Source organism: Ruegeria sp. CH6 (assembly GCF_056537005.1).
Genome location: NZ_JBQFQS010000001.1, coordinates 348,750 through 362,650, shown reverse-complemented (window position 1 = coordinate 362,650; position 13,901 = coordinate 348,750). Strand labels below are relative to the sequence as shown.

The following is a 13,901-nucleotide window of genomic DNA, read 5'->3' as shown; positions in this document are numbered from 1 at the left end:
TTGCGGGGGCGAGGATCAAGAGAGCGGCTTGTTCGTCGCGAATGCGCGGGTATGGTGGCGGTATGACGACAGATCAGATCATTCTTTTTACCCTTTTCATCACTGTATTTGCTTTGCTGTTGTGGGGGCGATTTCGATACGATCTTGTCGCATTCGCCGCCCTGATGGTTGGCGTGGTTTTGGGCGTCGTGCCCGTCGACAACGCGTTCTCGGGGTTTGGCCATCCTGCCACCATCATCGTTGCGCTCGTTCTGGTCGTGTCGGCCGGATTGGTCCGTTCGGGGGCGGTGTTTCTGATCACACGCACCCTGGTTGACGCATCGCGTGGTCTGGGCGCGCACATCGCGTTGATGGGTGGAATCGGCGCCGTTCTTTCAGCATTCATGAACAACGTCGCCGCCCTTGCCCTGCTGATGCCCGTTGATATTCAGACCGCTCGAAAAGCAGGACGATCAGTCGGACTAACCCTGATGCCGCTGAGCTTTGCGACCATCCTTGGCGGCATGGCGACCCTGATCGGCACCCCACCCAACATCATCATCGCCTCAATCCGGGCAGAGACGCTGGGCGAACCATTTCGCATGTTTGACTTCGCCCCTGTGGGCGGTCTGGCAGCGGTTGCCGGCCTCGCATTTGTGTCGCTGGTCGGGTGGAGGCTGATCCCGAACCGGGGACCTCAAACCGAAACTTCCGAGGCGCTGGCTGAATACATCGCAGAACTGACCATTCCTCCAGAATCCGCTCATATCGGAAAACGAGTTAGCGAGCTCTATGAGGCGTCAGAAAAATCCGATGTTGCGATTATCGGGCTGATCCGGGATGGCAAAAGGCGTTATGGCCGGTCTGCGCATACCAGCTTGCGTGAAGGTGACGCGCTGGTTCTTGAAGCGCGGCCCGAAGCACTGGATGAATTCCGTGCAGCACTGAATCTCGATTTCTCGGACACGCGCCGACAGGAATTGCTGACCGCAGAAGGCGAAGGTCTGGAAGTGATTGAGGTTGTGGCACCCGAAAGTGCGCGTATCACTGGCCGGACGGCGCAGGGTCTTGGACTGGCGTGGCGGCAGAGCACTGTTCTGATGGGCATCTCCCGTCAGGGGCGCAGGATTACGCAACAGGTTCGCAAAACCGAAGTTGAAGCGGGTGATATCCTGCTGTTGCTCTGCCCAAGGGATCGCAGCACCGATGTGACCGAGTGGCTGGGATGTTTGCCTCTGGCCCAACGCGGTCTGAACGTAACCGCAAACGAGAAAGCGTGGCTTGCCATTGGTTTGTTTGCCGCCGCCGTTTTGGCCGCCAGCATTGGTTTGATTTATCTGCCGGTTGCTCTTGGTCTGGTCGTCATCGCTTATGTTTTGACCAAGATCCTGCCAATTGCCGACATCTACAATCACATCGAATGGCCAGTGGTCGTGCTGCTTGGGTCCATGATCCCGCTGGGCAGCGCGCTGGAAACTTCGGGTGGGACAGAACTGATTGCGAATGCTCTGGTTCAGCTCACTGATGGGCTGCCCGCTTGGGCCATTCTGACCGTATTGATGGTTGTAACCATGACCCTGTCGGATGTTCTGAACAATACGGCAACAGCTATCGTTGCCGCACCGGTGGGCATTCAGATGGCTCGCACGCTGGAGGTTTCTCCGGATCCGTTCCTAATGACAGTAGCAGTTGCAGCTTCGGCAGCGTTTCTTACTCCAATCGGGCATAAGAATAACACGCTGGTCCTTGGTCCGGGCGGTTATCGTTTTGGCGACTACTGGCGTATGGGATTGCCGTTGGAAATACTGATCATTGCTGTATCTGTGCCTGCGATCCTTGTGTTCTGGCCACTTTGAGCGACAGCTTGCATGGTGGGGCAAGACCACGGTAAGGGCAGACTATGAAACGTTTTCTGATCCTCCAACTGCGCCCCGAAGCTGATGCGTCCGATGCGGAATTTGCATCCATTCTGGATAAAACAGGTCTGTCCGTCGAGCGCACTTATCGCATCCGGCTGGATTGCGAGGACCTGCCCGAGGGTCTGCAGGTGACCGACTATGCCGGTGTCATCGTTGGTGGCGGTCCCGGCTGTGTCAGCGATGATCCAGCCACCAAATCTGAAATGGACGCGCGGATTGAAAGTGCGATCATGGGCCTTATGCCTCAGATTACGGCGCATGATCACCCTTTCATGGGATGCTGCTACGGGCTGGGCATTCTGGCGGCACATCTGGGTGGAGAGGTCAGCAAGAAACAATACGGAGAGCCTGTCGGCCCATCGACATGCCAGCTGACCACAGACGCAGCCGATGACCCCATGACCGCCGGGCTGCTGCCCGAGTTCGAAGCCTTTGTAGGACACAAAGAAGCGGTGCAGGAATTGCCCGAAGGGTGTGTGCATCTGGTGTCGTCCGCCCCCTGCCCGTATCAGATGATCCGCTGGGGCAAGAATGTCTATGCCACGCAATTTCACCCCGAGGCCGACGCACGGGACTTTGAGCAGCGCATAAACATCTACAAAAACCACGGCTATTTCCCGCCTGAAGATGCACAATCTCTGATCGATATGTGTCATGCAGCTGAGGTGACACAGCCAGGCGAAATCCTGCGCCGGTTTGCCCAACGGTACGAGTGACCCAACGGCGCGGTTGCCTGTTCCAATCTCCCTCGCTTAGGCTGGTCCGAACGGCTTTGGGAGGAGTTGTTTCTTGGATCTGCTAATCAATGTCGGCCTGCCCGTATCGCTGGCCATAATCATGCTGTCTCTGGGTATCGGATTGGAGGTTGCCGATTTCCGGCGCGTCATAAGCCGGCGATACCCATTCGCCATCGGCGCGATATGCCAGGTGATACTGTTACCCGTCGCGGCGTTCATCACCGTCAAACTCTTTGCATTGCCACCGGAAATTGCGGTCGGCTTTATGCTGCTCAGTTTTTGTCCCGGTGGCGTCACCAGCAACATCCTGTCCAAACTTGCGAAAGCTGACGTGGCCCTGTCTGTCAGCCTGACCGCCGTGATCAGCCTGTTGTCCATCATCACCGTTCCTGTGCTGGCGGCGTGGTCGATCAACCACTTTATGGGCGAAGACGCCCCAGAGGTTTCGATCAGCGGACTTGCCATTGCGATGTTCCTGATCACCACGCTGCCAGTGGCAATCGGTGTTAGTCTTCGCCATTTTGCCACGGGATTTGCCAACAGGATCGATACGGGATTGTCCAAGCTGGCAACCGTCCTGTTTGTCCTGATCGTTGTCGCTGCCCTGGCTGGAAACTGGCAACTTTTCGTCGACAATCTCGGGATCATGGGCGCCGGGTTGATTTCACTGAACGTAGCACTTTTACTGATCGGGCTTGGTCTGGCGCGCGCTGCAAATCTGTCGTGGAACGAAAGCAAGACGATCTCGATCGAAACCGGCATTCAAAATTCGACCCTGGGTATCACACTGGCTGCGCTCATCACCGGTACGGAAAGTGGCTTCAGCCCTTTGGCGCTGCCATCGGCCGTTTATGGGATCACGATGTATGCCGTCGCAATCCCGTTTCTTGTCTGGTTCCGTAACCGCTGAAAGGACATCCGATGACCAACAACACAGCAGATGCGATTGTCGTCGGGGGTGGTCTTGCAGGGCTTGCGGCAGCGGCCGAACTTGGGGATCGCGGCAAGAAGGTGATTGTTGTCGATCAGGAGCCTGAGCATTTCCTGGGCGGGCAGGCATTCTGGAGCCTGGGCGGTTTGTTCATGGTCAACACACCGGAACAGCGCCGCATGGGTATTCGCGACAGTCAGGAATTGGCTTTACGTGACTGGATGGGCAGCGCTCAGTTTGATCGCGAGGACGATCTGTGGCCTCGCAAATGGGCTGAGGCGTATGTTGAGTTCGCGGCCGGCGAGATGCGCCCATGGCTGCATGAAATGGGCCTGCGCTGGTTCCCGGTAGTGGGTTGGGCCGAACGTGGCGGATCGTACGCCGATGGCCATGGGAACTCGGTTCCGCGGTTTCACATTACATGGGGCACCGGGCCGGGCGTTCTGGAACATTTCATTCGCCGCGTTCGCGAACATGTCAGTGCTGGCCTCATCGACTTGAAGTTTCGCCATCAGGTCAGTCACATCATTATGCAAAATGGATCCGCCAAAGGCATCTCGGGCGAAGTTCTGGCGGATGACATCGCGCAGCGCGGCGGCAAAACCAACCGGGATGAGGTAGGCGAATTCGAATTCTACGCACCATCCGTCATCGTAACCTCGGGCGGGATCGGAGGGAACTTTGAGATGGTGCGCAAGAACTGGCCTCAGGACCGGCTTGGCAAACCGCCAGAGAATATGGTGGCAGGCGTGCCCTTTCACGTCGATGGCCGGATGATCCCAATCAGCGAAAAGGCGGGCGGGCATATCATCAATGGCGACCGCATGTGGCACTACACTGAAGGCGTCCGAAACTGGGATCCGATCTGGCCCGCACATGGTATCCGCATTCTGCCGGGCCCAAGTTCGATGTGGTTTGATGCCGAAGGCAACCGGCTGCAACCGCCCTGCTTGCCGGGATTTGACACACTAGGGACGCTGCGTGAAATCCTGAAAACCGGATATGAATACAGCTGGTTCGTGCTGACTCAGAAAGTGATCAAGAAGGAGTTCGCCCTTTCGGGTTCAGAACAGAACCCGGATTTCACCTCGGGCAGCTGGAAAGAAGTCATTCGTCAGCGTGTCCTGTCAGGCTCCAAGGCGACTGGTCCGGTCGAGGCGTTCAAGGAGAAAGGCGAAGATTTTGTCGTCGCCAATACGCTGACCGAACTGGTGAGCGGAATGAACCATCTCGGCGGCGGACTGATCGACGAAGCGTATCTGCGCGCTCAGATCGAGGCACGTGATTCACAGGTCGACAATCCATTCTCGAAAGACGCACAGATGATGGCCATCCTTGCGGCGCGCAACTATCGGGGGGACAAACTGATCCGGACGGCGAAACCACACAAGTTCCTTGATCCGGCGAATGGCCCTCTGATCGCGGTAAAACTGCATGTACTCACCCGCAAGACGCTGGGCGGGCTGCAGACCAATCTGGACAGCCAGATGGTCGGTGCCGACGGACAGGTCGTGCCGGGCCTGTTTGCTGCCGGTGAGGTCGCAGGCTTTGGCGGCGGCGGCTACCACGGATACAATGCGCTTGAAGGAACCTTCCTTGGTGGCTGTATTTTCTCGGGCCGGAATGCTGGTCGGTCACGCGCGGTCGCGTGACCAATTGCTGTTCTACTGAGAGAGGGTGAACTGAACCACAGGTTCACCCGCTGCATTCAGGAAAGCGAGCCTTTCCCCCTTCAACGCATATGTTGTCGTGCTTTGCAGCGCCTTGAAGAATTGCCGTTCAACCTCATCAAGCGGAGGCGGGCAAGCCATCAGGGTCGCGGCCATGTTGTCAGGAAAGTCGATACTGCTGCCCGAGATTTCGGCCTGACCGTTAAAGCGATTGCAACCGCTGGTCCCCGAAAACGCGCCACCCGCCGCAAACGATATTTCAGGACGTTTGTCAGTATTCAGTGCTGCACCCTGCAAGACAGCCGCATTCCATGTGGTGTTTTCGAGCATGGCAACCCCTTGAGGTTGTACTTTTACCAAAACCAGATCAGCGGAGTCGCCTGCCCCGTCTGTCAGAACCGGATAGGCGGTATCCGTAGTGAATATCAGTTTCTGACCCTGATAAATCGATCCACGAACCACATAGCGCATGTTGTCCTTGATCAGTGCATCATCATAAGTCAGCTCAAAATCCGCAGGCACACCGGTCAGTGCATATCGCTGAGCCGCCAGTATCTCGGCGGGTGCATCGGCCTTGGATACATCCTGAAGTTCAACATACAGGGTTGCATCGGGTGGAACCGCAATCTTCTCACGATAGGTTGCGGAACCCTGAATTGTTCCAGCGATACCAGCCCCACACAAAGTGGCCCAAATCGCTGTGCTGGCCAGAACGGCCCGTCCGGTCTTGGGCATATCTCAATCCCTTTCTGAAAAGCTCTACTCTAAAAGATCGTGTAATCGCTTTGGTTTACAAGGCTGTTAAACCAGTCTCGGCGATTCCACGCCGGTTTCAGAGCGGCCAAATCAATGGAATTAAGAGCGAGGCCAACAGACCGCAGGTCAGGTTAAGTGGGATACCAACCTTCATGAAATCCAGGAATCGGTATCCGCCGGGGCCATAGACCATCATGTTCGTCTGGTATCCGATCGGCGTGGCAAAAGACGCGGAGGCCGCCACCATGACCGCCACAACCAACGGACGAGGATCAATTCCGACCGCCTGCGCGAGGCCGATAGCGATCGGCGTCACCACAACCGCAACCGCGTTGTTCGAAACCATCTCTGTCAGCACCGATGTGAGCAGATACACCGCCCAAACAATCAGGAACGGTGGGAGCATGCTCAAACCCGGGGCAACAGCTTCGACAATCAACGACACCGCCCCGGAATGATCCAGCGCAGCACCGATAGCCAACATCGCAAAGATCAGCGCCAGCAGGCGACCTTCGACAAAGGAAAACGCTTCATCAGCGTCAATACAGCGGGTCAGCAGGACAACAGCGACCGCGAGAATTGACAGCAGAAGGATCGGTGCAACGCCAAGCGCGGCAAGCACGACGATGCCCGCCAGTGATCCAATAGCGATCGGAGCGTGGCTCCGACGGAAAGCACGCGCTGATGGTTGAGAAACATCCACCATGTCCATATCGGCAGCCAGTTTCTGGATATCGGCGGGCGCGCCCTCTAACAGCAGTGTATCACCAACGCGGACGACCAAATCGTCCAGCTGGCGACCGATATTCTGGTTCCGGCGATGAACCGCAAGTACGTATACACCATACCGCCGACGCAAGCGCAGTGCACCCAGTGTACGCCCCACCATGCGACAACCCGGCGTAATAAGAACTTCGACCGTCTTGGTTTCCACAGCAGAAACCTGATCAACCCGCTTGAGTTCGGGATTGCGCTGAAGGCTCAGCAATTCTGTCATCTCAGTACGTAAAACGACCCGGTCGCCAACCTTCAGGGTAACGCCCTTCAGGTTCCGGCGCAGCGAGTCGTCACCCCTGATAACGTCGATCAGACGAACACCCGGGCGCTTGAACAAACGCACGCCTGTGACTTCGCGATCGATCAGATTACTGTCAGGCGGCACAACGGCTTCGGTAAAGAACTTCATCTTTGATCGGTCGCTGAGCATGCTGGCCATGCTATCGCGATCCGGCAACAGACGCGGTGCGATGAACCGCAGATAGAACATGCCGTAAATCACCAGCGCGATGCCAAGAGGTGTGACCTCGAAGATGGTGAAGGCAGGTAGTCCTTGCGCGCGCGCAACACCGTCAACAAGCAGATTGGTTGATGTCCCGATCAGAGTCAGAGTTCCACCCAGAATGGCCGCATAACTCAGCGGGATCAGCAGTTTCGAAGCCGGGACATTCAGCGTTCGCGCGATCTGTACGAAGACAGGGATCATCACCACAACGACGGGTGTATTCGACACCACCGCTGAGGCGAAAACCACAAATGCCATAAGGGTCGCGATTGCGATCCTGGGATTGACCTGCGCCTGTTTCTGCGCCGTCGACGTAAACGCATCCAGTGCCCCAGTGCGAACCAGCGCGCCCATGATGATGAACATCGCTGCAATCGTCCAAGGCGCCGGGTTTGACAGCACCGCCAATGCGCTTTGATAAGGCAGGATACCGGTGACCAGCATCAGGGCGACACCACCAATAGCTACAACCTCGGTCGGGTAAACTTCGCGCAGGAACATGATGAACATGCCCGCAACAACCACCAGTGCGAGAATTGCACTGCCTGTATCTGTCAGTTGAAGGAATTGCATTCGTGGTATTCTGTCCGAACCCTGGTCTGGCAAAAGCGCCTAGTGGGCAGTTTCACGCATAGAACGCTGCAGGGCAAGCCTGACGTGTTACTTAAGGACCTGCTTGTTCCAGACGCCCACCGACCCGCACCATGCGCACTGACTTGGCCTGACCATCGCGATCATCGGTTTCCACAAACACACCGCTTAAGGTGGCCTCGCCATTCGCGGGTGTAAATCGCGCCTTGGGCATACCGGTGATGAAGCGGCGCATGGGCTCCTGCTTGTCCATACCGATGACGGAGTCGTAGTCGCCGCACATTCCTGCGTCAGTCAGGTAGGCCGTACCCCCCGGTAGAATCTGAGCATCAGCCGTCGGCACATGGGTATGTGTACCCACCACAAGGCTCGCACGTTTGTCGCAATAGTGACCCATGGCCATTTTTTCCGACGTGGCCTCGCAATGCATGTCCACGATGATGGCCTGCGCCTGCCCTCCTCGAGGGTGAGATTTCAGGATTGGTTCAATCGCCGAGAAAGGATCGTCAAATGGCCGTTTCATGAAAACCTGCCCAAGAACCTGAACCACGAGCACTTTGCGGCCGCCAGGCGCGGTAAAAAGACGATGCCCCCGCCCCGGCGCCCCTTTGGCAAAATTCACCGGCCGGACGATGCGCGGCTCTTTCTCGATGAATTGCAGCATATCTTTCTGGTCGAACGCATGATCGCCCAGCGTCACGCAATCTGCACCTGAATCCAGAAGCAGCCTAGCGTGATCCCCGGTCAGCCCCATTCCGTTCGAGGCATTCTCGCCATTCACTACCACGAAATCCAACCGCCATTCGTCACGCAGACGCGGCAGATGCTGCTGGATGGCAGCGCGACCGGCGCGCCCCATCACATCACCCAGAAACAAAATCCTCATAAAAGGCGTCCTAGGGGCTGGAGGCGGCAATAACAAGGCGGAACCGTGCCAATTACGCGCCGTCCTACGGGCTTGCATTCACATGCAAATACACCAATCTGTTTCATGGAAATTGATATCGAAGGAGAATTTGATGAAACCTATTGCGATCGCGACCCTTGCAGCACTCACGGCCACAAGTGCGCTGGCGCAAGCCACCACAAGAACCACAATGGCAAATCCGGCCGCCACATTCTGTATCGAGAACGAGGGCGAGTATCAGATCCGCAAGAATACCGATGGCAGCGAATACGGCGTTTGCATTCTAAAGGATGGTACCGAAGTGGATGCTTGGGACTATCTGCGCAGCCACTTCGAAAAATAGATCTCAGAAAGTCAGAACGCGGCTTTCCGTGATGACCATGTCCAGCGGCTGATCTGTCGGTTCAAGCGGCAGATCTTCGGCTTCCTGCGCGTCAAAGGCGAAACCGATGGCCAGCGTCGGGCGTTTGGCGCGCAACCCTTCCAGCGTCCGGTCATAAAACCCGCCACCATATCCCAGCCGGCCACCTTTCGTATCAAAGGCGACAAGTGGAACGACCAATATCTCGGGATCGAAATAGTCATCAATTTCAGGCACCATAGCCCCGAAGGGGCCGTCTTTTAACGCTCCCTCCGGTGTCCAGCGGGAAAAGCGCAGCGCCTGCCCTGCTGCCTGTATGACAGGCACGCCGACCGGGCCGTAAGCAGCGGCCTCGGCCATCGCTGGCAGGGGGTCAATCTCGGTGCGGATGGGCATGTAACCCGACATTGGAACACCACGGTGACCGGCAAGAACCTCGGACAGGCGCCCAGCCACACCCGGCTGGCGGCCGTCAAAGGCAGCCTTGCGGCGCGCAAATGCCGCCTTGCGTGCAGCGGCCTTTATTTCAGTCAGATCAGTTGTTTCGGTCACAATAGCACCACGCTGGCGAGCCCAAGGAATATGAAGAAACCCATGACATCCGTTGTAGTCGTCACAAAGGTTCCTGACGCCAGCGCCGGGTCAACACCCATACGGTCCAGCACCACCGGTACTACCGTACCTGCAAAGCCTGCGATGATCATATTCACGACCAGCGCCGATCCGATCACGACACCCAGCCACGGAGAGTCAAACCACATCATACCCACGGTGCCCAACACCACAGCAAAACACAGCCCGTTCAGCATACCGACCAATAACTCTCGCCGGATAACGCGCCCAACGTTCGAACCGGTCAGGTCGCGTGTCGCCAGCGCCCGAACAGCAACCGTAAGAGATTGAGTACCCGCATTCCCACCCATCGAAGCCACGATCGGCATCAGAATGGCCAGCGCCACCAGCTGATCGATGGCCCCTTCGAACTGCGAAATCACCAGTGATCCACAGATCGCCGTGCACAGGTTCACCGCCAGCCAGGGCAATCGCCGCTTACTGGTTGCAGCAACACTATCGGACAATGAGCTTTCGTCGCTGACACCCGCAAGACGCAGCATGTCCTCTTCGTATTCCTCGTCCAGAACGACCATGGCGTCATCAATGGTGATCACGCCAACCAGCCGCCCGTCGCCATCGACCACCGGGGCTGAAATCAGGTGGTACTGATTGAAGGCATAGGCCACATCCTCTTCATCCTGATCGACCGGGATGATGTGAAACTCTTCTTCGGCAATGTCGTGAAGCGGAACTTCGCGCCGGGCAGCCATAAGCTTGCCAAGGGTAACCTGGGCAACGGGTTTCAGCCGCGGATCAACAAGAATGACGTGATAGAATTGCTCGGGCAGATCATCATTGGCCCGCATGAAGTCAATCGCCTGTCCCACTGTCCAGTGCTCGGGTGACATGACAACCTCGCGCTGCATAAGGCGACCAGCGGAGTTCTCTGGATAGGACAGTGCCTGCTCGGCGGCGATACGCTCGGAATCCTCAAGCGCATCAAGAATCGTCTCCTGCTGTGGCTCTTCGAGGTCTTCGAGCAAGTCGACGACATCGTCGCTTTCCATGTCGCGCACAGCTTCGGCCAGCACGTCTGGCTTCAGGACGGCAATCACCTCTTCCCGTAGCGCTTCATCGAGTTCCGACAGGATATCGCCGTCGAACTCCTTGTCGTACAATCGGATCAGGCGTGCACGATCATAAGGATTGATCTGTTCCAGAAGATCAGCGATGTCAGCCGCGTGCAGCGGTTCCATCAGCTCGATCAGCTTCATACGGTCATCAACATCAACCGCATAAAGGATCGCCGCAACGGTCCGCCGATCCAGCGCATAGGCGTCGTCGTCCCGGGACTGATCGGGTCTGACCTCATCAGTGCCTGTCGTCATGCGCTGCCCCCTTTGTTTGGTGATTGGCCCCTAAATAGAAGAAGCAGCTACCGGAAAACAATGACAATGGTCTAATTTACCCACATCTTTCCTCCGCCTATGCTGTAACGCGATCCCAAACAGGCGGAGAACAGGGCAAATGGCGCAAAAGACGCTTTTGAAAGGGCGCGTACTGAGTTTTGACGGCTCACCATTCGAGGGTGAACCGACCGACGCAGCCACAGTAAATGAAGCGGTTTTGATCGAAGCAGGGCGTGTCGTTGCCTTGGGCACAGCCAATGATCTGACCCGTGCCAATCCTGATGCCAACGTTAAGGATTATGGTGAGCAACTGATCATGGCGGGTTTTGTTGATCCGCATGTGCACTACCCGCAGACCGCGATGATCGCCAGCTGGGGCAAGCGCCTGATCGATTGGTTGAACACCTACACCTTCCCCGAAGAGATGAAATTCGGCTCGCCCGAGTATGCTTCGGAAATTGCCAACCGCTATCTGGACCTGACCGCTGCACACGGGACCACAACGATGTGCAGCTTCTGCACCATCCATCCCGAAAGCGTTGATGCCTTCTTTACCGCAGCACAGGAGCGCGGACAGCGGGTCGTGGCAGGTAAGACCTGCATGGACCGGAACGCGCCCGAAGGTCTGCAAGACACTGCACAAACAGGGTATGATCAGTCCAAAGCACTGCTGGAAAAGTGGCACGGCACTGGCAGGATCTCTTACGCCATTACACCCCGCTTCTCGCCCACATCCACCCCGGACCAGCTGGAGGCGATGGGCGCACTTTGGGCGGAACATCCCGACTGTCTGATGCAGACCCATCTCAGCGAACAAACGGATGAGATCGAATGGGTCCGGTCTTTGTTCCCGAATGCGCGCGATTATCTCGATACCTACGAGCAATTCGGCCTTCTGGGTGGGCGCGGCCTGTATGGTCATGTCATTCATCTGGAGGATCGTGAACGTGATCGCCTGCGCGAGGTGGACGCAGCGCTGATTCACTGCCCGACCTCCAACACGTTTATTGGCTCGGGACTATTCGACATGAATGGCTTGATTTCCGATGGCCATCGTGTGGGCCTGGCCACGGATACAGGTGGCGGATCCAGCTTCTCGATGCTGCGCACCATGGCCGCTGCCTACGAGATCGGACAGCTGCGTGGTCGTCCCCTGCATCCGGCACAATTGCTGTGGCTGGGTACGGTCGGATCTGCGCGTACGCTGCGCATGGATGACTGCATTGGCAACATCGCACCCGGCATGGAGGCTGATCTGGTTGTTCTGAACCTTGCCTCAACGCCTGCAATCGCCCAGCGTGAAGCCAATGCGGACGATCTGTGGGAAGCCGTATTCCCGACAATCATGATGGGCGATGACCGCGCGATTGCCGATGTCTGGATCAGCGGTCGAGCGGTCACGCACCAAACATAGTTTAGTTCTGCAAGGCCGTGGCCAGCCTGTTCTGGCGTTCGATGACACGAGGCAAATCGATGGTCGTGATCTGACCATCGCGCACAATCTGCCTTCCTTCGACAAACAGGTGTTTGACCTGCATCGGTCCCGCCAACAGCAGAGCGGCGGGATCCCAGCTGCCCGCACTCTCAATACTTCGCATGTCCCAAACGGCGATATCCGCGCGTTTCCCGCGCTGCAGCCGCCCACAATCCGGACGGCCCAGAACATCAGCGCCACCACGGGTCGCGATCTCCAGCGCTTCGCGGGAAGACATCGCATCAGCCCCGTTCGCAACACGCTGCAACAACATGGCCTGTCGCGCCTCAAGCATCAGGTTGCCGTTGTCGTTGCTTGCTGAACCATCAGCGCCCAATCCAACATTTACTCCCTGATCCCGCATCGCACGGACGGGCGCGATACCAGAACCCAACCGACAGTTCGAACATGGGCAATGCGCAACCCCGGTCCCCGTTCTGGCGAACAGATCAATCTCTGCCCCGTCCAACTTGACGCAATGCGCATGCCAGACATCCGGACCGGTCCAGCCCAGCTCTTCGGCATATTGTCCGGGACGACATCCGAACTGCGCCTCGGAATAAGCGATGTCTTCGTCATTTTCGGCAAGGTGGGTGTGCAACATCACACCCTTGTCACGCGCCAACAAAGCGGCGTCGCGCATCAGATCCCGGCTGACCGAGAACGGAGAACAGGGTGCAAGACCCACACGGCACATGGCCCCTTCAGACGGATCATGAAAGGCGTCTACCACGCGGATCATGTCTTCGAGTATGTCCGCTTCTGCTTCGACCAAACTGTCCGGGGGCAAACCACCGTCACTTTCGCCAATGCTCATTGCGCCTCGCGTAGGCTGAAAACGCAGCCCCAATTCGGACGCAGCAGAGATTGTGTCGTCCAGTCTCGATCCATTCGGATAGAGATAAAGATGGTCTGAACTGAGGGTACAGCCGGACAAAGCCAGTTCTGCCAACCCGATCTGCGCCGAGGTGAACATCTCGGCCGGGCCAAAACGCGCCCAGATTGGATAGAGTGTTTTGAGCCACCCAAACAGCAATGCATCCTGTCCGCCGGGAACCGCGCGTGTCAGAGTTTGGTAAAGATGGTGGTGCGTGTTCACGAGGCCCGGTGTGACGACGCAACCGGATGCATCGTGAACCTCTCCCATTGTATTAAGCCCATGGCCGATCTGGGAAATTTGACCATCTCGGATCAAAATATCTGCGCCAGTCAATTCCTGGCGTGTGTCATCCATGGTGAGGATGGTGTCAGCGTTTTTAATGAGGATTTCGGACATTCTTCGCACTCCTGCATATGCCCGTCTCATGCCAAGAATGCGAAGGCCGGTGGA

Annotated in this window: 12 protein-coding genes; 6 read left to right on the top strand and 6 right to left on the bottom strand. The window is 57.0% G+C overall.

Annotated features, from left to right (window positions below; genetic code table 11):
- Window positions 1-62 precede the first annotated feature (62 nt).
- From ACR0CW_RS01880 to ACR0CW_RS01865, 4 genes are all read left to right on the top strand, one after another.
- Window positions 63-1,835: an SLC13 family permease gene (locus tag ACR0CW_RS01880; protein WP_480786630.1), complete on the top strand. Its 1,773-nt coding sequence runs from the start codon at window positions 63-65 to the stop codon at window positions 1,833-1,835.
- A 44-nt stretch (window positions 1,836-1,879) separates the two neighbouring features.
- On the top strand, window positions 1,880-2,614 hold the full coding sequence (locus ACR0CW_RS01875; RefSeq protein ID WP_480786629.1) for a glutamine amidotransferase: 735 nt from the start codon (window positions 1,880-1,882) through the stop codon (window positions 2,612-2,614).
- A gap of 73 nt (window positions 2,615-2,687) precedes the next feature.
- Entirely contained in the window at window positions 2,688-3,545 is an 858-nt protein-coding gene (locus ACR0CW_RS01870; protein ID WP_155145332.1) for a bile acid:sodium symporter family protein, read from the top strand.
- Window positions 3,546-3,556: 11 nt separating this feature from the next.
- Complete coding sequence (locus tag ACR0CW_RS01865; protein WP_480786628.1) at window positions 3,557-5,218, top strand: FAD-binding dehydrogenase; 1,662 nt, start codon at window positions 3,557-3,559, stop codon at window positions 5,216-5,218.
- A gap of 12 nt (window positions 5,219-5,230) precedes the next feature.
- Here ACR0CW_RS01865 and ACR0CW_RS01860 read toward each other — a convergent pair whose 3' ends face one another.
- From ACR0CW_RS01860 to ACR0CW_RS01850, 3 genes are all read right to left on the bottom strand, one after another.
- Window positions 5,231-5,971: a YbaY family lipoprotein gene (locus tag ACR0CW_RS01860; protein WP_480786627.1), complete on the bottom strand. Its 741-nt coding sequence runs from the start codon at window positions 5,969-5,971 to the stop codon at window positions 5,231-5,233.
- A gap of 97 nt (window positions 5,972-6,068) precedes the next feature.
- Entirely contained in the window at window positions 6,069-7,847 is a 1,779-nt protein-coding gene (locus tag ACR0CW_RS01855; RefSeq protein ID WP_480786626.1) for an SLC13 family permease, read from the bottom strand.
- A 91-nt stretch (window positions 7,848-7,938) separates the two neighbouring features.
- Entirely contained in the window at window positions 7,939-8,751 is an 813-nt protein-coding gene (locus tag ACR0CW_RS01850) for a TIGR00282 family metallophosphoesterase (RefSeq protein ID WP_480786625.1), read from the bottom strand.
- Between the two features lie 133 nt (window positions 8,752-8,884).
- On the opposite strand from ACR0CW_RS01850, the gene ACR0CW_RS01845 reads away from it, so the two are divergent.
- Entirely contained in the window at window positions 8,885-9,115 is a 231-nt protein-coding gene (locus tag ACR0CW_RS01845; RefSeq protein WP_170331607.1) for a putative hemolysin, read from the top strand.
- A gap of 3 nt (window positions 9,116-9,118) precedes the next feature.
- Here ACR0CW_RS01845 and ACR0CW_RS01840 read toward each other — a convergent pair whose 3' ends face one another.
- Window positions 9,119-9,685: a 5-formyltetrahydrofolate cyclo-ligase gene (locus tag ACR0CW_RS01840; protein ID WP_209016133.1), complete on the bottom strand. Its 567-nt coding sequence runs from the start codon at window positions 9,683-9,685 to the stop codon at window positions 9,119-9,121.
- On the bottom strand, window positions 9,682-11,076 hold the full coding sequence (gene mgtE, locus ACR0CW_RS01835) for a magnesium transporter (RefSeq protein WP_480786624.1): 1,395 nt from the start codon (window positions 11,074-11,076) through the stop codon (window positions 9,682-9,684). Before mgtE ends, ACR0CW_RS01840 begins: the two co-directional genes overlap by 4 nt.
- 139 nt (window positions 11,077-11,215) lie before the next feature.
- Between mgtE and guaD the strand changes: the two genes are divergently transcribed.
- Window positions 11,216-12,511 (top strand): guanine deaminase, encoded by a 1,296-nt coding sequence (gene guaD / locus ACR0CW_RS01830; protein WP_480786623.1) that lies wholly within the window; start codon window positions 11,216-11,218, stop codon window positions 12,509-12,511.
- 1 nt (window position 12,512) lies between these two features.
- On the opposite strand, the gene ACR0CW_RS01825 is transcribed toward guaD, so the two are convergent.
- A complete protein-coding gene (locus tag ACR0CW_RS01825) occupies window positions 12,513-13,847 on the bottom strand; it encodes an 8-oxoguanine deaminase (RefSeq protein ID WP_480786622.1) in 1,335 nt (444 codons plus the stop codon).
- Window positions 13,848-13,901: the final 54 nt, after the last annotated feature.

Excerpts from the sequence above, each read along its gene's own strand:
- ACR0CW_RS01880 (WP_480786630.1), top strand. The coding sequence starts at position 63 with ATGACGACAGATCAGATCATTCTTTTTACCCTTTTCATCACTGTATTT.
- ACR0CW_RS01875 (WP_480786629.1), top strand. The coding sequence starts at position 1,880 with ATGAAACGTTTTCTGATCCTCCAACTGCGCCCCGAAGCTGATGCGTCC.
- ACR0CW_RS01865 (WP_480786628.1), top strand. The coding sequence starts at position 3,557 with ATGACCAACAACACAGCAGATGCGATTGTCGTCGGGGGTGGTCTTGCA.
- ACR0CW_RS01860 (WP_480786627.1), bottom strand. The coding sequence starts at position 5,971 with ATGCCCAAGACCGGACGGGCCGTTCTGGCCAGCACAGCGATTTGGGCC.
- ACR0CW_RS01855 (WP_480786626.1), bottom strand. The coding sequence starts at position 7,847 with ATGCAATTCCTTCAACTGACAGATACAGGCAGTGCAATTCTCGCACTG.
- ACR0CW_RS01850 (WP_480786625.1), bottom strand. The coding sequence starts at position 8,751 with ATGAGGATTTTGTTTCTGGGTGATGTGATGGGGCGCGCCGGTCGCGCT.
- ACR0CW_RS01845 (WP_170331607.1), top strand. The coding sequence starts at position 8,885 with ATGAAACCTATTGCGATCGCGACCCTTGCAGCACTCACGGCCACAAGT.
- mgtE (WP_480786624.1), bottom strand. The coding sequence starts at position 11,076 with ATGACGACAGGCACTGATGAGGTCAGACCCGATCAGTCCCGGGACGAC.
- guaD (WP_480786623.1), top strand. The coding sequence starts at position 11,216 with ATGGCGCAAAAGACGCTTTTGAAAGGGCGCGTACTGAGTTTTGACGGC.
- ACR0CW_RS01825 (WP_480786622.1), bottom strand. The coding sequence starts at position 13,847 with ATGTCCGAAATCCTCATTAAAAACGCTGACACCATCCTCACCATGGAT.